The sequence below is a fragment of the Pseudomonas sp. CH61 genome (genome assembly GCF_059429415.1).
Genome location: NZ_CM182098.1, coordinates 4325868 through 4346107, shown reverse-complemented (window position 1 = coordinate 4346107; position 20240 = coordinate 4325868). Strand labels below are relative to the sequence as shown.

11 protein-coding genes are annotated in these 20240 nt (G+C 58.8%); 2 read left to right on the top strand and 9 right to left on the bottom strand.

All coding sequences use genetic code 11. The annotated features are described in order from the left end of the window. Positions 1–8 precede the first annotated feature (8 nt). Positions 9–251 carry a hypothetical protein gene (locus AC5SEM_RS19435; RefSeq protein WP_077574323.1) on the top strand — a complete coding sequence of 81 codons (243 nt, stop codon included), beginning with the start codon at positions 9–11 and terminating at the stop codon, positions 249–251. Positions 252–255: 4 nt separating this feature from the next. On the opposite strand, the gene AC5SEM_RS19430 is transcribed toward AC5SEM_RS19435, so the two are convergent. Then, a complete protein-coding gene (locus AC5SEM_RS19430) occupies positions 256–885 on the bottom strand; it encodes a flavin reductase family protein (protein WP_495471065.1) in 630 nt (209 codons plus the stop codon). Between the two features lie 275 nt (positions 886–1160). Beyond that, the gene (locus AC5SEM_RS19425) at positions 1161–1436 is read right to left on the bottom strand and encodes a hypothetical protein (RefSeq protein WP_077574321.1); all 276 of its coding nucleotides are present in this window, start codon (positions 1434–1436) and stop codon (positions 1161–1163) included. A gap of 342 nt (positions 1437–1778) precedes the next feature. Between AC5SEM_RS19425 and AC5SEM_RS19420 the strand changes: the two genes are divergently transcribed. Next, positions 1779–2537 (top strand): COG4705 family protein, encoded by a 759-nt coding sequence (locus tag AC5SEM_RS19420; RefSeq protein WP_077574320.1) that lies wholly within the window; start codon positions 1779–1781, stop codon positions 2535–2537. A 141-nt stretch (positions 2538–2678) separates the two neighbouring features. Here the strand turns inward: AC5SEM_RS19420 and AC5SEM_RS19415 are convergent, their stop codons facing one another. The 7 genes from AC5SEM_RS19415 to AC5SEM_RS19385 all read right to left on the bottom strand — a co-directional run bounded on the left by AC5SEM_RS19415 (position 2679) and on the right by AC5SEM_RS19385 (position 19330). Beyond that, positions 2679–3998 carry an MFS transporter gene (locus tag AC5SEM_RS19415; RefSeq protein ID WP_007912608.1) on the bottom strand — a complete coding sequence of 440 codons (1320 nt, stop codon included), beginning with the start codon at positions 3996–3998 and terminating at the stop codon, positions 2679–2681. Between the two features lie 386 nt (positions 3999–4384). Then, positions 4385–5713, bottom strand: a complete 1329-nt coding sequence (locus tag AC5SEM_RS19410; protein WP_495471064.1) for a sigma-54-dependent transcriptional regulator — start codon at positions 5711–5713, stop codon at positions 4385–4387. Beyond that, positions 5713–7473 (bottom strand): sensor histidine kinase, encoded by a 1761-nt coding sequence (locus AC5SEM_RS19405; protein WP_495471063.1) that lies wholly within the window; start codon positions 7471–7473, stop codon positions 5713–5715. The genes AC5SEM_RS19410 and AC5SEM_RS19405 overlap by 1 nt, the downstream gene beginning before the upstream one ends. A gap of 83 nt (positions 7474–7556) precedes the next feature. Beyond that, positions 7557–10376 carry an RHS repeat-associated core domain-containing protein gene (locus AC5SEM_RS19400; protein WP_495473486.1) on the bottom strand — a complete coding sequence of 940 codons (2820 nt, stop codon included), beginning with the start codon at positions 10374–10376 and terminating at the stop codon, positions 7557–7559. Further along, positions 10373–13120: an RHS repeat-associated core domain-containing protein gene (locus AC5SEM_RS19395; protein ID WP_495471062.1), complete on the bottom strand. Its 2748-nt coding sequence runs from the start codon at positions 13118–13120 to the stop codon at positions 10373–10375. Before AC5SEM_RS19395 ends, AC5SEM_RS19400 begins: the two co-directional genes overlap by 4 nt. After that, positions 13117–17604: a SpvB/TcaC N-terminal domain-containing protein gene (locus AC5SEM_RS19390; protein WP_495471061.1), complete on the bottom strand. Its 4488-nt coding sequence runs from the start codon at positions 17602–17604 to the stop codon at positions 13117–13119. Before AC5SEM_RS19390 ends, AC5SEM_RS19395 begins: the two co-directional genes overlap by 4 nt. A 202-nt stretch (positions 17605–17806) precedes the next feature. Next, positions 17807–19330 carry a fumarate hydratase gene (locus AC5SEM_RS19385; RefSeq protein ID WP_007916251.1) on the bottom strand — a complete coding sequence of 508 codons (1524 nt, stop codon included), beginning with the start codon at positions 19328–19330 and terminating at the stop codon, positions 17807–17809. Between the last annotated feature and the right edge of the window lie 910 nt (positions 19331–20240).

The window sequence follows — 20240 nt, the reverse complement described above, 5'->3', positions numbered from 1 at the left end:
TGTGTGACATGGCACGTAAAGAGTTCGAACACTTCGAAGCAGTTTCCGCAGTCGTCCCCGTCGAGTTGGGCGGCAACAAGGGCTATCACGCGGCAATCGCGGTCAAGGCCCTGGTCGATGGCGGCGCACCACGCTTTCACAAACTGCTGAATGACCAGATCTTCCCCGGCGCCATTGCCGCCGATGAAGCGGCGATCAATGAGCTGGATAACCTCAAGGGCGTCACTGACGACGCCGAATTGATCTGGTAACGCGTTACTTGTTGGCACCCGGACGCCACATCTTGAACAGGGCCTCAGGCCCCAGCTGGAAATAATCCGCCGGCCCGCCGCCGCGCAGAATCGGTTCTGCCGCGGCGGTGTCGTAGATGCCGTCCTTCAACAGCCACTTGGCAATGTGAACGGCGACCACTTCGCCGAGGACCAGCCAGCTCGGCACCGTCTCGCCATCGGCACGCTGCAACTGAATGATCTGCGTGACCTTGCACTCGAAGGACACCGGGCTTTCGGCAACCCGTGGCACCGAAATCACTTTTGACGCCACTGTCGTCAATCCCGCCAATTCAAATTCATTGACCTCAGGCGCGACCATCGCGCAGCTTTGGTTCATCTGCTCGGCCAACGGGCGGGTGGCGAGGTTCCAGACGAATTCGCCGGTCTGCTCGATGTTGTTCAGGCTGTCTTTGCGCCCGACACTGGAAAAACCAATGATCGGCGGAATGTAGTTGAAGGCGTTGAAGAAGCTGTACGGCGCCAGGTTCAAGCGGCCATCGACATCCTGCGAAGAAATCCAGCCGATCGGGCGCGGACCGACGATGGCGTTGAACGGATCGTGGGGCAGACCGTGGCCGTTGGCGGGTTCGTAGAAGTGGATGTCATCGGGCATGGTGGGTGGTCCTGGAGAGTGCTGGAACAGGTAGCCAATAGTGCAAGCAGACGCCGCATATTTCTAGCCAGACACCGATATTCCAAGCTATGAAATTCCCCTGTGGGAGCGAGCCTGCTCGCGAAAGCGCCGGATCATTCGCAACGATGTCGACTGAAATGACGTCTTCGCGAGCAGGCTCGCTCCCACAGGGTTTTGTGTGGGTTTCAGAAATTGTCATCCCCCAGAAATGACTAAGCCCGGCCAAGGCCGGGCTGTGGGAGGACTGCTGATACTTAGCTGATGGCAGCGGCGGTGCCGGTTTTGTCGAAGCCGTCAGCAGCGACCGTTTTACCCAGGTTGGTCTTGTCGAAACCATCGGCAGCCACAGCTTTGCCAATGTTGGTTTTATCAAAACCGTCAGCAGCATAGGTGCCCGAGTGGCTGGTTTCGATCGCGGCGCTGGCGCCGTTGATGAAGTCGGCGGATTTGGTGCGATCCGAGCCGTCGGCGGCGAAGGTGTTGGCGGCCAGTACGGAAAGGGTCAGGGCGAGGATCAGTTTGGTTTTCATGTCGGTTACTCCAGATTCGTTGGCGGGTGTGTCTTGCTTGGGTTTAATGCTACGCCAACTAAATTGATTAAAAAGCGCAAATTAATGCTAAAAACAATCGGTTAAATTGATATTAAGGACGGCGCAGAGTATTCGCTTTCGTCGTCGGTGCGAGCGTCGCGCAGGTCATCGATCAGGTGATTGCAGAATGCAGGGGCAGCATTAATTAGCGATTAATCGCTGTTTTTGCGCGTGTGACAGATTTTTCATACTTTGCCGACCGCATTTTCACTGCCGCAACGCCAGTCTGCCCACGGCCAGAAAACCAAGAACCGGCCGTCACACACTGGAGCGTTGCTTGCGATGAATAAACTTCCTCAAATCACCCTGGCCTTCTGGGTCATGAAAATCTGCGCGACGACCCTGGGGGAAACCGCGGGCGATTTGCTGTCGATGACCCTTAACGTCGGTTACGCCATGAGCTCGCTGATTCTGATCAGCGTGTTTGTCCTGACGCTGATCACGCAGTTGATGGCCAAGACGTACAAACCATTGCTGTACTGGCTGGTGATCCTGTCGACCAGTACCGCCGGCACGACCATGTCGGACTTCATGGATCGCACCCTCGGACTGGGTTACGCCACCGGCTCGATGATCCTTATCGCGATCCTGCTGGCGATCTTTGCCGCGTGGCGCCTGAGCGGTGACTCGCTCAACGTCAGCAAGGTGCAGACCTTCCGCGGCGAGATGTTCTACTGGATGGCGATTCTGTTTTCCAACACCCTCGGCACCGCGCTGGGCGACTACCTTGCCGACGATTCAGGGTTGGGTTTTGCCGGTGGCGCGCTGCTGATCGGCTCGACCATCGCGGCGGTCGTGCTGCTGAAATACTTCACGAAGATTTCCACAGTGGTGTTGTTCTGGGTGGCGTTCGTGCTGACCCGGCCTTTTGGCGCGACGTTGGGCGACTTGATGACCAAGCCCCATGAGAAGGGTGGGCTGGACTTCGGCACCATCGGTTCTTCTGCGGTGCTGGCGGGGATTCTGCTGGTGATGATTGTCGGGGCTTCGTATGCGCAGAAGCGGTATGGCAGACAGGGGGCGGCTGCCGAAATGTCCTGATTGATCCGAAGTCGAGTTGAGGCATTCGCGAGCAGGCTCGCTCCCACAGGGGATTTGTGTCGATCACAGATCCAATGTGGGAGCGAGCCTGCTCGCGAAGAGTCCATCACAGCCACCATTGCAGTGGCTGTGAAATCCCGATCAGTCGGTGACGATACGAGAATGCTTCTGGGTGTCCTTCATGGTGATGTACACCAGCAACGACACCGCGATGCACGCCGTCACATACCAGTAGTAACCGGTTTCCATGCCGATGCTCTTGAACCACAGCGCGATGTATTCAGCGGTGCCACCGAAGATCGACACGGTCAGTGCATACGGCAGTCCGACGCCCAGGGCGCGGATTTCAGTCGGGAACAATTCTGCTTTCACCACGGCGTTGATCGAGGTGTAGCCGCTGACGATGATCAGCGCCGCCATGATCAGGAAGAACGCACCCCACCAGGTTTGAATGGTGTGCAGGGTCATCAGGATCGGCACGGTGAAGATCGTCCCCAGCACGCCGAAGGCGATCAGGATCGGGCGACGACCGATCTTGTCCGAGAGGCCACCGATGATCGGCTGCAGGCACATGAACAGGAACAGCGTAGCGGCAGAAATGGTGGTCGAGTCGGAGATGCTCATGCCGACCGTGTTCACCAGGTATTTCTGCATGTAGGTGGTGTAGGTGTAGAACGCCAGGGTGCCGCCCATGGTCAGGCCGACCACGGTCAACAGCTCTTTGGGGTGGCGCATCAAGGTGCGCATCGCGCTTTCCTTGGACTTTTCTTTCTTGGTGAACGACTCGGTTTCTTCCATGCCGCGACGCAGGTACAGCGCCACGACCGCACACAGCGCGCCGATGGCGAACGGAATACGCCAGCCCCACGCGTACAACTGCTCAGTGGTCAGCACGTTTTGCAGCACGATCAGTACGCCCAGCGCGATGAGCTGGCCGGAGATCAGGGTCACGTACTGGAAGCTGGAGAAGAAGCCGCGACGTTCCTTGGTCGCCATCTCCGACAGATAGGTCGCCGAGGTGCCGTATTCGCCACCGACCGACAGGCCTTGCAGCAAGCGCGCGAACACCAGCAGGATCGGCGCGCCGATGCCGATGGTTTCGTAGTTCGGGCTGAGGGCGATCAGCAGCGAGCCGAAGCACATCAGGTAGACCGAGGCCATCAGGGCTTTTTTACGTCCGACCTTGTCGGCGTACATGCCCATCAGCCAGCCACCGATCGGACGCATCAGAAAGCCGACGGCGAAAATCGCGGCGGTGTTCATCAGTTGGGCGGTGGTGGAACCGGCAGGGAAGAAGGTTTTCGCGAAGTACAGGGAGAAGGCGGCATACACATACCAGTCGTACCATTCGACCATGTTGCCGACGGAACCGCTGAAGATCGATTTGATCCGGCTGGCGGTGGTTCTTTCTTTGGCGGGCACGGCAGCCGACCCAAGTGGCAGGGCGTTGGAGTTATCCATTGAAGGATCCTTCGTTTAATTGTTTTTGTGGAGCGCGTTGGAACGCAGCCTGCGAGGGCTATAGCAGGAGGTGTGCCAACGGGGGGAGGGCCGGTTTAGAGGGGGTGGCGGGATTGGGTGAGCGGGATATCGCCGAAGAATCTGGTTTGATGAGCGGATTTCCGCTTATTGGGGCGAAGATCAAAAGCCCCTCACCCTAACCCTCTCCCAGGGGGAGAGGGGACTGACTGCGGTGTTTATTCAAGATTCACCGACCTGGGATATCGAGTCGAACTCAGGTTTCGAAAAGCATGAAGATCGGCTCCCTTTCCCCCTCGCCCCTCTGGGGGAGAGGGCTGGGGTGAGGGGGATGGATTTCAGCCACACCAAAAAATCCCGACCCTGCCTCACTCAGCCAAAAACATCTCCCGACTCAACCCATGCCGCTGCATCTTTTCATTGAACGTGCGGCGCGGCAGTTGCAGTTCTTCAAGAACCGCTTTCACATCGCCCTTGTGCCGGGTCAGCGCTGCACGCAAACACTGCGCCTCAAACGCCTCCTGTTGCGCCGCCAGCGATTGCCCCGGATCAATCTCCGGCGCAGGCTCATCCAGCCCCAACACCTGGCGTTCGGCAACGTTGGCCAGTTCGCGCACGTTGCCCGGCCAGTCGTGGCTGAGTAGATGGCTCAATTGCGCACCACTCAAAGGTGGAAAGGTGCGCCCCAGGCGTTCAGCGGCATGGTGGGCAAAGGTTTCGAATAGCAACGGAATGTCTTCGCGACGATCGCGCAACGGCGGCAAACGCAGCTCGGCGACGTTGAGGCGATAGGCCAGATCCTCGCGAAAACGTCCGGCCCGAGCCTCGTCGAGCAGATCCGGTTTGGTCGCCGCGACAATCCGCAGGTCGACGCGAATGCTCTGGTTCGAACCCAACCGTTCAAGCTTCTGCTCCTGCAACACCCGCAGCAGTTTCACTTGTTGGGCCAGTGGCATGCTTTCGATTTCATCGAGAAACAAAGTGCCGCCGTCGGCGTATTCCAGTTTGCCGATGCGCTTGCCCGAGGCGCCGGTAAACGCGCCGCTCTCGTGACCGAACAACTCGGCCTCGAACAGCTGCTCAGGGATCGCCGCACAGTTCAGCGCCACGAACGGCTTGGCCGCGCGCGGGCCGAAATCATGCAGGCAACGCGCGACTAGCTCTTTGCCACTGCCGGTTTCACCACGGATCAATACGTTGACCGGCAACGCCGCCAGATCCAGCACTTGCCGACGCAGGGTCTGCAAGCCACGGGACACGCCGAGCAGCGTTGCGTCGAGCTTGGCGCGGTTATCAGCCTGTTCGTGCAGGGCACGGTTTTCCAGAATCAGCCGGCGTTTGTCCAGCGCCCGGCGCAAGCTGCCGAGCAGGGTTTCCGGGCTGAACGGTTTTTCCAGAAAGTCGTAGGCGCCGTCGCGCATTGCCTCGACGGCCATCGGTACATCGCCATGGCCGGTGAGCAGAATCACCGGCAGATCAGCGTCGCGTTTCTGCACCTCGGCCAACAACGCCAGGCCGCCCATGCCGGGCATGCGCACGTCACTGAGGATCACCCCGGCAAAGTGCGCGGGCAGGGCGGCGAGGCAATCTTCGGCGCGGCTGAACAACTGCACCGCGAACCCCGACAGGCTCAACCACTGCTCGACGGCGCTGCGAATGCTGCTTTCGTCATCGACCACCATTACCGAATTGAGCATCAGATGTGTGCCTCCAGATCGATCGGCAAAGTCAGGCTGAACACCGCGCCGCTGTCGCCATTTTCGGCGCTTAGACGACCGCCGGATTCATGCACGATAGCGAAGGATACCGCCAACCCCAGGCCCAGACCGTCGCCCACCGGTTTGGTGGTGAAGAACGGATCAAAGACCTGGCCCAAATGGTCTTCGGCGATGCCTCCGCCATTGTCGCTGACGCTCAGCCGCCACAGTTGTTCATCGGCTTCCAGACGGATTTCCAGACGCTTGCAGGCTTTGCCCTGCATCGCATCGAGGGCGTTGCGCAGCAGGTTGATCAGCACCTGTTCGAGACGAATCGCATCACCGCGTACCCACGCCGGACGGGTCAGGTGCAGCACCAGACTGACCTGTTCGTCGCGCAGCCGTGCATCGAGCAACTGCAACGACTGATCGACCACCGTCGCCAGATCCAGCCGCTCGCGCAAGCCGCTGGGACTTTTGCGCGCGAAGGTCTTGAGGTGGCCGGTGAGGGCGGCCATGCGCGTGAGCATGTCGTCCACCGGTTTCAAGGCTTTATAGGCATCGTCGACGCGGCCATGGTCGAGCAGCAGGCGCAGGGTCGCCAATTGCATGCGCTGAGCGGTCAGCGGCTGATTGATTTCGTGGGCCAGCGCGGCGGACATCTGGCCGAGCGCGGCGAGTTTGGCCGATTGCACCAGACCGTCCTGCGCGGTGCGCAAGTCGCGGGTGCGTTCTTCCACCAATTGTTCAAGTTCTTCGCGGTTGCGTTGACGAATCTTCGACAGGCGCCAGCGCTGGTTGAGAAACAGCAACAGAAACACCAGCGCTAGCCACACGCCGGCGGCGGCGAGGCCGGCGTTGCGCAGGTCTTCGAAGGCCACTTGCGGATGGCGCAGCAGGTGCAGGGTCCAGCCTTCGGCGCTCAGTGGCAGCGATTCCCATAGATAATCCGCCGTGCCTTGCGGGCCTTCGACGCGGCGCAGATCGCTGTTGTCATCGAAACTGCGCAGCGACAAATGCGTCAACGGCAGCAGGGATTGTTTGTCGTACTGCCGGGTGGCTTTGATCTCATCCATATCGCGGGCGTTCAATGGCCGCAGCGCGCGATAACGCCAGCCGGGCTGATTGGCGATGAAGATGATTCCGCGCGCATCGCTGACCAGCAGGGTGTCATTGCCCTGACTCCATTCGCGCTCCAGCTCGGGGAATTCCAGCTTGACCACCATCGCGCCAAGGAACTCGTCGTTATCGCCGAGCACCGCGCTGGAGAGGAAGTAGCCGGGAATCCCGCTGGTCACGCCCACCGCGTAAAAACGCCCGCTGCCTTGGGTGCGGGTCTGGCTGAAATAGGGACGAAAGCCGTAATTGTGGCCGACGTAACTGCTCGGCAGACGCCAGTTGCTCGCCGCCACGGCAAGCCCGGTGTGATCGAGTAGTTCGAGGGTCGAGGATTGTGCCGCGCCGTTGATCTTCTCCAGTTTCAGGTTCAGCGCCGTCTGTTCGTCGGCATTGACCGTCCCGGCCAGCGCCGAGCGCAGTTGCGGGTCCAGCGCCAGCACGGCGGGCAGGGCGCGGTAGCGGTCGATCAGGGTGTGCAGGGAATTGGCGTACAACGCCAGTTGCTGGTTGGCGCGGGCGGCGTCTTCCTCCAGCGCCTGACGTTCGGCGTGGCGGATCGCAAGTGTGGCGGCAAGCGCTGCGCCGGCGATGATCAGCAGGGTATACAACGACAGACGCAAGGTACGGGAAGTCGGCAGCATGCTGGGCAAACGGATGGCAGTCGGGCGGGCACGATAGCATGTCGGCAGGCGGGAACATTGTCCCCGCTTAGAAAGCGGCCCATTTACGCGGCGGCGTGGTGAGCAGTTCTATGCTTTTGCACCGTTAACGCCAGACCGTGGAGCATGTCGGTGATTCGGGCTGTTTCCTGGTCTAGATCGTTGAGGTCGACGCCGTTCATGCTGGTTCTGCCAAGTGCGTGAGCATACTCATGGACCGAGTCGTTACTCGCCTCGATAGCCTGTGCAAGTCCGAGAATTTTCCCCTCGAACTCAAACATTTTTTCGCTGGATTTTCCAGAGATGGCCTTGGCCGCTTCATTGACAATTTCCGGCAAACTCCATAACGCCGCGGCTCCGCTAGCGATGGCGCCGGCCGCTGCGGGAGATAGTGAATTGAGAGTTCCCTTCACACCCGTCGCCGTTAGTTGAGCGCCTGCCTCCTTCACCAACTTGAGTCCGGATTTTTTGTCGCGAGGAATCATGCCTTGGAGTTTGGCGTTTAAATACTCAAGCGGCTGCATTTGTTTGTGTTGGGCTTTCTCGATAATAGTGTCCGCTGACACTTTGGAGGTTTTCAAATTGACCGACGCGCTCAGTCCGCTTCTTTCAGCCGCGTAGTCGATGAGCGCGCTGACCCCGATTTTTGCGGCGTAGCCCATCCCTGCGCCTATCACGTTGCCGACACCGGGTGCCGCGGCGCCTAGAGCCTGAGCACCGACACCGACCGTTAGACCGACGCCATAACTGAGGGCTTTGCTTGCGACCAATACCAGCGTTCTGCGTGTTGTCGCCAAGGCAATGTCGCTGCCTGAACCCATTCTGTCGAGTTGCTTGGCGGCATCGCTGGCGCGGCGCTGGGTAATCCCCAGAATTTCAATGTGCTGCATCATCTGATCATTCATTTGGCGGGCCATACGCTTTTCTGCAAGGCGTTGCGCATTTTTGGCATAGCTCTTGTTTTGCGAAGCAATGATGCGATCCACTCCGGCATTCATATCGTCCAAAGTAGGCCACTTGGATTCACCGTCGACGTCGACATGGCCAATCGGATCGTTGCCGACGAAGGCGTAAAGATTCAGCCCATCCACGTCGCCTGCCGGGTCCGCGCTGATCCAGCGTTGCAGCCATGGTGCGTAATACCGTGCGCCGTAGTAATACAAACCGCTGACGTCCATTTCCTTGCCCGAATAACGGATGAATCTGTAGCTGACTTCAGTCTCCGAGGGCGCGCTCATCCACGCCGTGGCGCCGAAGGGGTAATAACCTTCCTCGCTGACCCGTCGCGCCTGCTGATCCAGTTCGATCACGCAGGAGCCGAGGTGATCCTGGAGGCTGTAGCGCAGTTGATCGTTGTCGATGTCATCGGGTTTTTTCGCCAGCCAGTGCAGGCAGCGCGCATTGCCGAGGCTGATGATGTGCAGTTCTTCGCCGTTGTCGCGGGTGCGGATTTCCAGCCCCGGAAGGTAGCGCACCTGCTGGAAATGTTCGGTGGTGGCAGTGAAGGTTTCGTAGCGTTTGAACACACGCATGCCCCGACTGTACCCGTAACCCTCGGCATCATTGCGCCCGTTTGTGCGGGGTAGCAGGGTCACCTTCAACAGTTGGTCGCGGGCATTCCAACTCATGGATTGGCCTGGCTGTAGCGCCTGCTGGTTTCCGTGTGTATCGAACAACTTGTCGAAATCCGGCTCCGCATCGCCTTGTTTCCAGCGCACACCACGATTGCTCTGTGGGTCGATGCGCATCTGCTGGGTGAAGTTATTGCCGGCTCGCACGTGACAAAGTTTTGTCAGGTTGCCGCTTCTGTCGTACTGGTAAGTCTGGGTGTAATTGAGGCGATTGTTCGGGTCGCCCGGTTGCGGCAGGCCAGGTATGTCGGGCGGTGGGGCGTCGTCGTAACCGGTGGCGCTGGTCAGCCGATAGAGCGAGTCGTAGGTGAAATCGCGGTGGCCATCGATCAGTTGGTTGGCGAAGTGGCGCGGCTGAAAAGCGTGGTCCTTGATGCGGGTGATATTGCCGACGCGGTCGTAGAAATATTCGAGGTTTTGCAGGACTGTGTAAACGTCCTTGTGGCTCGACTGGGTGTGCAAACGACCGTCCGCCGGGTCATATGTCCACTGACTGAGGACGCGATTGCCGGCCAGTTGTTCGATGATCTGGTCGTTGGCGTTGTACTGCGCGTCCTGCAACACCTCTTGCCAGTCAGGCGTACCGCTGATCAGCAGTTCAGTTTTTTTGAGGTGCCCGGCCAGGCCGTAGCGCGAGCGTCGTTGATGGCCGCCGGCGTCGGTCTGCTCCAGCAGCGCACCGAGCGGGCTGAACACCTGTGCGCTGGTGAACGCTTCACCGTCCTGGAAGGTTCGGGTTTCGCACAGCGGCGGGCCGGTCAGGGAAAAACTGTCCGTCAACAGCGAACCGGCACGGTCTTTTTGCTCCAGCAACTGCCCGCGTTGGTTGAACTGCGCCTTCGCCGAGGCGTCGGCGTAAATAAAAACATCCACATCGGGTTCACCATTTTCCTCGACCGCTACCACCCGCAGTTGCTGATCGAAGTTCATGTGCCAATGGCTACCGCGCTGGTCCCAGCGCTGCAAAGGCTCACCGGCCAGTCCCGGGAGGGTCAAGCGCCAGCCGGCGTCAACGCTGTCAGTCCTTACGACATCGCCGTTTAGCGAGTAGACGTTAGTGAGATTCGCAGTGGGCAGACGCGGATCCCGCTGCGCCACCAGACGGCCGGCCACATCGTATTGTTGGCGCGTCACGAGTGCTCCAGGGGGCTCGTCAGCCAACGTGCGCAGGTAGGCGACCTGACGGATCGGCAGGCCACGACCATCGACCGCCGCCAACGTTGGAGTGCGCCTATGAACGGGGTCGTATTTCATTTGTATTTGTGTTTGGTGAAGGGCAGAACAAATTTCTGAAACTTCTTCCAATTCGACTCTGGTTTCGCTTGTTTGCGCAAAAACCTGTTGTCTGTGAGCAAGTCCTCTTTGTACCACTTCATGAAGGTCTGAGTGCTTTCGATATACCCCAGGGCCTTATTGGTCTCCTCTCGCAAGGTATCGAGTCGAATGGTTTTGGCAGCCTTCAGGCGGCTCGCATCAGGTAGTACACCAGCGGAATTGATCGTGTCTTGTCCTAAGCTTCTGAAGGCTTTCTCTATATCGGCCATTCGCGAAGTGAGGGCTTGTTTCCAGCCGGAGAGCATCGTTTCGATTTTTTCAATCTTGACCGGATCCAGACCATGTTTAATGTCCTCCACTTCCTGCACCCGCGCACCGATATTAAGTGCCGCGCCTACGCCTGGAAGATATGATCCGACGCCGCGGGCCAGTAAGGTGTTGGCGGCATCGGCCGGGGTGAAACTCGATGAACTCTCTGTGATGCCGACCTTTTGATCAATGGCTGCGACGCTCATTACCGAAGTTTGTGGAATCAATGAGGTGGTCATATTTGCAACGGACGTGTATTTGCTGGCGATCGACTCGCCGATATCGCCGCTGACGTGCATGGCAATCATCTCGGACAAGTAGCCGACGAAGGAGGGCATACCGGCGGTAAGTGTTGAACCTGCGAACCCGCCGCCGAAATAACCAGCGAAGAAGCCGGCAATGCCAATAAGTGATTCTGCAACAACGTTCGCCAGCAGCTCGGTCCCGTACTTTTTCTTTGATATCTTCTGCATCTTGTCCTGCGTAGTAGCGGCGTAATCACTGAGCTCGGTCACGAAGTTCGAGAAATTGACGATGTCGAATTTCTCTCCGCTGTTGCCATGCACATCGATAAAAGAGACCGGGTTGTTCCCGACAAACCCATACAGATTCAGCCCATCCACGGTCCCCGCCGGGTCCGCACTGACCCAGCGCTGCAACCACGGCGCGTAATACCGTGCACCGTAGTAATACAACCCGCTGACATCCATTTCCTTGCCTGAATAACGGATGAATCTGTAGCGCACTTCCACTTCGTGTCGTGCCGCCAGCCACGCGGTTCCGCCGAAGGGGTAATAACCTTCCTTGCTGGTTATGTCGGCCTGTTGATCGAGCTCCATCACGCACGAGCCGAGGTGGTCTTTCTGGCTGTAGCGCATTTGATTGTTTTCGATGCTGCCGGGGCGCCCGGTGATCCAGTGCAGGCACCGCGCATTGCCGAGGCTAATGACGTGCAGTTCTTCGCCGTCGTCCTTGGTGCGGATTTCCAGGCCGGGCAGGTAACGCACCTGATGAAAGTGGCGGGTGGTGCCGGTAAACCATTCATGGCATTTGAAGACTCGCTGGCCCTGGCTGTTACGGTAATGCTCGGCGTCACTGTTGCTGTTTTTCCGGATGACCAGAGGCACGCTTTCCAGCTCGTCGCGCGCGTTCCACTGCAATGTCGGACCTGGCTTCAGAGTCTGTTGATTGCCGTGAGGATCAAACAACGTGTCGAAATCCGGCGGTGCGTCGCCGGATTTCCAGAGCACGCCGCGGTTGCTGTTCGGGTCGATACACATCTGACGGGTGAAGGTATTACCGTCTCGTACATGACACAGTTCGGTCAGGTTGTCGCCGTCGTCGTATTTATAGCTCTGGGTGTAATTGAGGCGGTTTTTCGGGTCGGTCGGTGTCGGCCAGCCGGGAATGTCCGAAGGCGCAGCGTCGTCGTAGCCGGTGGCGCGGATCAACCGGTACAGCGAGTCGTAGTTGAACTCGCGGTGACCGTCGATCAGTTGATTGGCAAACCAGACAGGCTTGAAGATGGGGTCTTCGACGCGGACAACATTGCCGACCCGGTCGTAAAAATACACAAAACTCTGCAGTAACTTTTCGCCTGCCCGGCTGCACTGGGTGTGCAGGCGCCCGTCGGCCGGATCGTAGGTCCATTGGTTGAGCACGCCGTTGCCGGCCCGTTGCTCGATGATCTGATCATTGGCGTTGTACTGCGCATCGAGTAACACGGATTGCAATTCTGTGCCGTTTATCCACAGGTCCACCTGTCTGAGTTGCCCGGCGAGGCCGTAACGTGACCGTCGACAATGTCCGCCGGCATCGGTCTGCTCCAGCACGACGCCGAGCGGACTGAACACATGCTGGCTGGTGAACGCTGCGCCATCATGGAACGTACGGGTTTCCTCCAGTGGCTGGCCGGTGAAGGCATAGCGGGGGATGACCAGTGAACCTGAGGGATCGACCTGCAGGATCAGTTTGCCGCGTCGGTTGTGGGTTGCGCTCTCGGCCCCCTCGGCATAGGTGAAAGTATCGAGCTGATTCTGACCGTTGCCCGAAAGCTCCATCGCCACCACGCGCAGTTGGCTGTCAAAGGTCGAGCGCCAGTGATGGCCGCGCTCGTCCCAACGTTGCAGCGGCTCGCCGGCGAGGCCGGCGAGCACATGGCGCCTGCCGCTATCGACGCTGTCGGTGAGCACCGCCGTGCCGTCCAGCGCGTAAACGGTTGTGGCGTTCGCTATGGGCAAGCGAGGATCGTGTTGCGCCACCAGACGGCCGGCCACATCGTGTTGTTGGCGCGTCACGAGTGCTCTAGGGGTCTCGCCAGCCACCGTGCGCAGGTAGGCGACCTGACGAATCGGCAGGCCACGGCCGTCGATCACCGCCAGCGAGGGCGTGCGCGAATGCACACTGGCGTTCATTGTTTCGGCACCTTGGAAGGCTGCGCTTCTTCGGCGGTGTCGTTGAAATCGTAGGAGGCGCGATACCAGGGATGGTAAGTCTCTCGGGAAAAGTAGCCTTTGGCGTTGAGCACTTTAACCACGCGGCCCAATGGGTCATAAAACAGCTGATCGTACAGTCCGAGTTTGTGCAGTGATCGATCGTTGACGTAGCAATGCCTGTTGGCAAAAAACGGCCGGTACTGGCGCGTCGGCAACCCCTTGTTGTTGTACTCGACGCGTTCGCTGATGCGCCAGCGCGGATCGGCAGGCGACTGGCCTTTATCAATGAGCAGCGAGCAGTCTGTCGGGTCCACTTCGTACGCCTCACCCGGATCGACCCGTTGCTGGGTTTGCAACGGCCGGCCAAAACCGTCGACACAGGCCTTGACCATCTGGATCTGTGGCTTGATTACGTCGCAGGGGTAGCGATCGACGCTGAGAGTCAGCGTGTGTACCGGCTCGCGCCAGACTTTTTTTACCGCCCCAAGCAATGCCAGTTCATCAGGCGTCAGGTCTTTGTCGTAGGTCAGTCGATGGCGGGTGCTGGCGCGAATATGCCCGCTGGGTAACAGCAGCCGCTGGTCTATCCATTTTGAGTACAACGCCGCCCCGGGCGGAATCTGTCCCATCCAGCTGAACAGATCTTTATGCAGCGTACTCGCCGCACTTTGCACGGTGTCTTCCGGATTGGCGATGGCCCATTCAGGGTGGGTATCCGGCAGAGGGTTATATTCGCTCAGTGGGCAGAAGCCGACGGCCGCCCCCCCTTCGCTGCCGTAAAAACTGATCCTCATGGGTTGCCCGAAGGCGTCGAAATCCACTTCCTCGACGTTTTCATTGGCGTCGGTGATTTCCCGAGGCAGTAGATGGTGGTCATCGTAGCGGGTTTGCGTCACACAACCGTCGGGCAGTTCAACGCGGATAATCCTCAGTGCAAAGGAATCATAGTCGGCGCTGGTCCAACCGTGGCTGAGTGTTTCGCGATAACGGCGGACGTGATGGAAATGGTCGCTATCGTGGTATTCGACATCATTGAAGTTCGCAGACCACAAGTCCCGATGTGTGCTGCCTCGCGGGATTATCCCGAACAGAAACGGCATTGGGGTGTAACCGATTTTTTCCAGTTCAGCCCGCACGTCAATATCCACGCCGGGCAGGCTGTAGGCCTCCAGTGCGGTTTTGTCCAGCAGCGCCACTTCCACCCGGCCTGACAAGGCTTCGAAACCGGCTTCACCATCATTGAGTGGCTTGCCGTCTGTGCCGACATAGCGCTGCACGGATTGTGTCGTCAGTACACGCAGGTCGTGCCAGGTTTTCGAATCCTGATGTTGCGTAAAGTTCTCGTAGGACGCCTGCGCCGGATCGAGCCCGGCAGGCAGCGTGCCTTTGCGCAACACCAGCGCATTTTCACGTTGTTGGAAGGGCAGGCCCAGTCGCCATATTTGTGGAGTGTGCAGATCAATGAATCGGGCACGCAATTCCTTCAAATAGAACGATTGCTGTGCCTCGTCGTGGGCGTCGCGCCAAAAATCGTTTTCATCTTCATCTTCATCGGCGTAGGGAGGGGGACTGTCGGCCGTCAGCCTGCGGGCGTAACTCACGTTGAACCCATGGATCAATTGTCCGAAGTCGTTCCAAAGCAGGCTGATGCTGTGCTGACAACGCGGGTCATTGACGAAACCGTCGTATTGATAGTTGATTTCCTCTGCGAGCAGCGGCAGCAGAACTGCGGCGGCATACTGATTCTGGGGCCGAACTTCGCGCACCAGAAAACGCCTCTCTACGACCGAGTACGGGGTGGTGAGGCGCGGTGTGTCGGCGTACGTCTCGCTGCGCAGAACCGAGCCGACCAAGGCCCGCGCAATCTGGTATTCGCTTTCGGCGTCGAGCGTTGTTTTGACGATTTTATCGACGCCTTCTTTGTGTTCAAAACGGGTAAACAAGGTTTTTCCCAGCGCGATAGCCTGCTCATCTCTGTTGAAATAGGGCAGGCGGGAGCGATTCATCGCGCGGCCCATGTGGTACCAGGTCAGTACCCGTACCGGCTGGCTGAAGCCTGGGTCTGGATTGATCGTGGCCGCTTCGCTGTCGGTCTGCTGCACGTGACCAAAACCACGGAATTCGCGCTCCTTGGGATCGTAATACCCCTCCTGCCAGGTAAAAAACTGGGTGAAGCAGTTACCGGTGATCTCATCGAGTTGCTGCTGTTGCTTGACCACCGACACCGCAAACGGCAAGCCGCAATTTGCCTGGCGCCGGCGTTTGAGCAAGGCACGCTTTTCATCCAGCCATTCCTGTGCCGAACTGCGATAGGTCACACGGGTGCTGCAACCCATGTTGTTATTACTGGCGATCAGTTGATAGGGTTTGGCCGAGACGAAGTCGTAGCGCCAATGCTGCGGCTTCATGTGCGTCACGGTCAGGATCAGCGTCGCGCAACCCAGCCCCTGCAGGTCGGCGAAGATAACGTGGCACAACGAGTCGTACCGCACGCCAGCCGGCCAGGGGACAATCACGGGCGTTTGTCTGAAACCGTTGCCCGCGCAGTTCAGATAGATCTCGAAAGCATCGGATTTCAGATAAATCAGTGCCGGTGCGCCGGAGCCGTCAAGGTCGGCAAGGCGTACACGCGACGAGTCGAACTCTCCATAGTTGAACGGCAACTCGCTGATCTTGCGACCTCTGCCGAATTTGCCATGACCGAGACTTGGCCAATAATCGACCTGGTCATGGCGGATGCGGCACAACCCGGGAATATCACTGCCAGTCAGATTGCCCAGCAGGACCAGTTCACTGCGTGAATTGCTGAACACTGGCAAGGGGTCATCGTCGTCATGAGCAACTTCCTCAGCCGGCGCGAAGCCTTCCTCACGGAGATTCTTGTAGTAGCGGACGTTTTTACTGGCAATGATTGCCATTGAAGGCAAACCGTCTCCGCCGAAGTCGCCGACGACTGCCTGCGGGGAGAAAAACTCCGTCGGCCAGGCGTCGAAGCACATGAAGTCAGAGAAGTCACACTGCTCGGTCAGTTCACGAAAACCACTGAAGCCCGGTTGTGCGGTGACCCATTGCAGACGTCCGCTACCGATCTGGTCGGTGAGCATTTGCAGCACGGCGCTATTACGGTTGGCGACCGGGATCTTTTCCAGCAACTGCCATTGCTCATAATCGACCTGGTCGGTGTTGGGCTTCGCGCGCTTGGGGGGGCGGTAATACCAGGCCCGGTCAGAGCGGTAGAGCAAACCCGGCAGGCCTTCGCCACACAGATCGATACAGCTGTAGAAACGGCTGTCCTCGATGCCATTTTGCTTGTCGGATTCGAGAAAGCGCTGCGGGACGTTATTGATGTTGAACGCCGAGTACTTGAATTCCACTGGCGGTGAGTTTTCGTCGCTACCGTCGGCATTGAACCCTTGATAGTGCGCCGCGCGGATCTGGCTGTAGGGCTGCGCATCTGACAGCGGTCCATATTCCAGCAGCAGCCGGCGCGCGAGTTTGGCGTTTTCGACTGCACCGTCAGGAAAGTGATGAAACATCAGCACCTGGTGGCACCGTCTGCGGGTGCCCAGTTCAAACCCTTGTCCGTGGGTCAGAAAAGAGTCGTCACGCACGGGCCAGGGCTTGGTGCTGGCATATTCCGGCTTATCGGTGAGTAGTGTGCCGCGCTCGCCATAATCGAACAGCACCTGGAAATACCATCGCGCAGTGGCCGCCGGGTTATCGGAGGTCCAACTCAATAGTCGGTTGCTTGCCACGACGTTGCCGTAGCACACCCGGCGCAGATAGCGCTGGGCACGATAGTCATGAACCGGATCAGGCTCAGCATCGTCAGCTTTATATTCGTAGCAGATGTGCTGGCCGCGCGCGTTCATGCTTTCGCACAGCAGCCAGGCGCTGACGCGAGACGGATCGTCGGGGTCGGCAAGGCGTGAAGCGGCAGTCATGCCGTAGACGTGCAATGAGCCGTCAGCGCCATGCACCAGCCAGAACCACGGTTCATCGGCTTTCCTGGTCTGCCGTTGCCAGCACTCGCACAGGGCGAAATCGCTTTCGATTCGCGGCCAGTAACGCACCACTTTATGCGGGCCGATGTCCTGGCCGTTGTATGTGCTCTCCAATCGGTATTTGAGATCGCCGTTTTCATCCAGTTCGGCCATGCACACTTCGCCATTCTGATTGACGATTTCATCGTGAACGGTGTAGCGCGGCACACCCTTGTTGGTGCGGCGGCTGATCCGGCTGATGTCTATACCCCACCCCACGCCGAAGGGGCCGTTGCCGCTGTTGCTGTTGTGACGCAGGGTCAGTTGCGGATCATAGCCGCGTCCGGCAGTCGTCGGGACAGGCAGTTCGAGTCCAGCCGTACCGGTCGGGCCTACGGCGCTCCAACTGTTGCCAATGGTGGCGATTGATGAGCTTTTGGCGATGGAAGGAGCAGTAATGCTCAAGTCTTGATCGGGCATAGGGAAATCCATCGCGCTTGACGTGGGCGTGTATGGATTGACGCTAACAAGAACAGGCTGAAATTGAACCTGTCAGATCTGACAGGTGCGCAAGATCATTTTGTGTGCTTTGGCAGATTTTTTATCGCGATCGGTTCGCACAAACAAAAACGGCCGGTTCATCGTTGCAGATGAACCGGCCGTTTTTATGAGAGCGAAATGCTTACTGCACTTCTACCGCCAGGCTTTCGCTGATCTTCTGTTGCCAGATCGCCGGACCGGTGATGTGCACCGACTCACCTTTGCTGTCCACCGCAACGGTGACCGGCATGTCCTTGACCTCGAACTCGTAGATCGCTTCCATGCCCAGTTCGGCGAACGCCAGCACTTTCGACTTCTTGATCGCCTGAGCCACCAGGTAAGCAGCGCCGCCGACAGCCATCAGGTATACGGCTTTGTTGTCCTTGATCGCTTCGATCGCAGTCGGGCCGCGCTCGGATTTGCCGATCATGCCCAACAGGCCGGTCTGCTCGAGGATCTGCCGGGTGAACTTGTCCATCCGCGTCGCGGTGGTCGGGCCAGCCGGGCCAACCACTTCGTCACCGACCGGATCAACCGGGCCGACGTAGTAGATGAAGCGACCTTTCAGATCGACCGGCAGGGTTTCACCTTTGTTGAGCATCTCGACCATGCGCTTGTGCGCGGCGTCGCGACCGGTGAGCATTTTGCCGTTGAGCAGGACGGTTTCGCCCGGCTTCCAGCTCTGCACATCTTCCGGGGTCAGGGTGTCGAGGTTGACGCGGCGAGCCGACGGGCCGGCTTCCCAGACGATTTCCGGGTAGGCGTCCAGCGGTGGCGCTTCCAGCGAGGCCGGGCCGGAACCGTCGAGCACGAAGTGTGCGTGACGGGTGGCGGCGCAGTTGGGGATCATGCACACCGGCAGCGAGGCTGCGTGGGTCGGGTAGTCCATGATTTTCACGTCGAGCACGGTGGTCAGGCCACCGAGGCCCTGGGCGCCAATGCCCAACTGGTTGACCTTCTCGAACAGCTCCAGACGCATTTCTTCGATGCGGTTCTGTGGACCACGGGCCTTCAGCTCGTGAATGTCGATGGATTCCATCAACACTTCCTTGGCCATGACCGCGGCTTTTTCGGCGGTGCCGCCGATGCCAATGCCGAGCATGCCCGGTGGGCACCAGCCGGCGCCCATGGTCGGAACGGTCTTGAGTACCCAGTCGACGATCGAGTCGGACGGGTTGAGCATGGCCATTTTCGACTTGTTCTCGGAACCACCGCCCTTGGCCGCCACGTCCACTTCCACGGTGTTGCCCGGGACGATGGAGTAGTGAATCACGGCAGGGGTGTTGTCCTTGGTGTTTTTCCGAGCACCCGCCGGGTCGGCGAGGATCGAGGCACGCAGGACGTTTTCCGGCAGGTTGTAGGCGCGACGCACGCCTTCGTTGATCATGTCGTCCAGGCCCATGGTGGCGCCATCCCAACGCACGTCCATGCCGACGCGCACGAACACGGTAACGATACCGGTGTCCTGGCAGATCGGGCGGTGGCCGGTGGCGCACATGCGCGAGTTGATCAGGATCTGCGCCATCGAGTCACGGGCCGCTGGCGATTCTTCGCGCAGGTAGGCTTCGTGCATCGCCTGGATGAAATCCACGGGGTGGTAATAGGAAATGAACTGCAGGGCGTCGGCAACGCTCTGAATCAGGTCGTCTTGCTTGATCACGGTCATGAGTCGCGCTCCTCTAAAAGACGGGAACATTCTATGGGGCAGCTACAAGCTTCAAGCTTTCAGCGGCAAGTTGGAGCAGTACGCGGACTGCTTGAGCTTGCGGCTTGAAGCTTGCAACTTGAAGCTGGCCCTTGGGGCCGGGCACGCCGGGGCTGCTGGCGCGACGCTAAAAAGGCGCGGCAGTATACCGCGCCTGGATGGGGCGTACACGCGCCGGCAGTCATTCGTTGGTCGCATGGGTGGGCGAATATCGGACAGAGGGTTTGCACTTCAACAGCCACCCCCTCACCCCAGCCCTCTCCCCCAAGGGGGCGAGGGGGAAAGGGAGCCGATCTTCGTGCTGCTCAGACCTGAGTTCGACTCGGGAAAGGGAGCTGATCTTCGTGCTGTTCAGACCTGAGTTCGACTCGGGAAAGGGAGCTGATCTTCGTGCTGTTCAGACCTGAGTTCGACTCGGGAAATGGAGCTGATCTTCGTGCTGTTCAGACCTGAGTTCAGCTCGGGAAAGGGAGCTGATCTTCGTGCTGTTCAGACTTGAGTTCGACTCGGGAAAGGGAGCTGATCTTCGTGCTGTTCAGACCTGAGTTCGGCTCAGTAAAGGGAGCTGATCTTCGTGCTGTTCAGACTTGAGTTCGACTCGGGAAAGGGAGCTGATCTTCGTGCTGTTCAGACTTGAGTTCGACTCGGGAAAGGGAGCCGATCTTCATGTAGTTCAAACTTGAGTTCAACTCGGTATTTCAGGTCGGCGTATCTCGAACAAACAACTCGGTCAGTCCCCTCTCCCTCCGGGAGAGGGCTAGGGTGAGGGGCTTTTGGCGGTATACGCAGGCCACACTTTTGACGTCAAATTTCGAGCCCGAAAATCGGTGGTCATTTATCGACTACGCCTCTAAAGTGGCAGCCGGTCTGT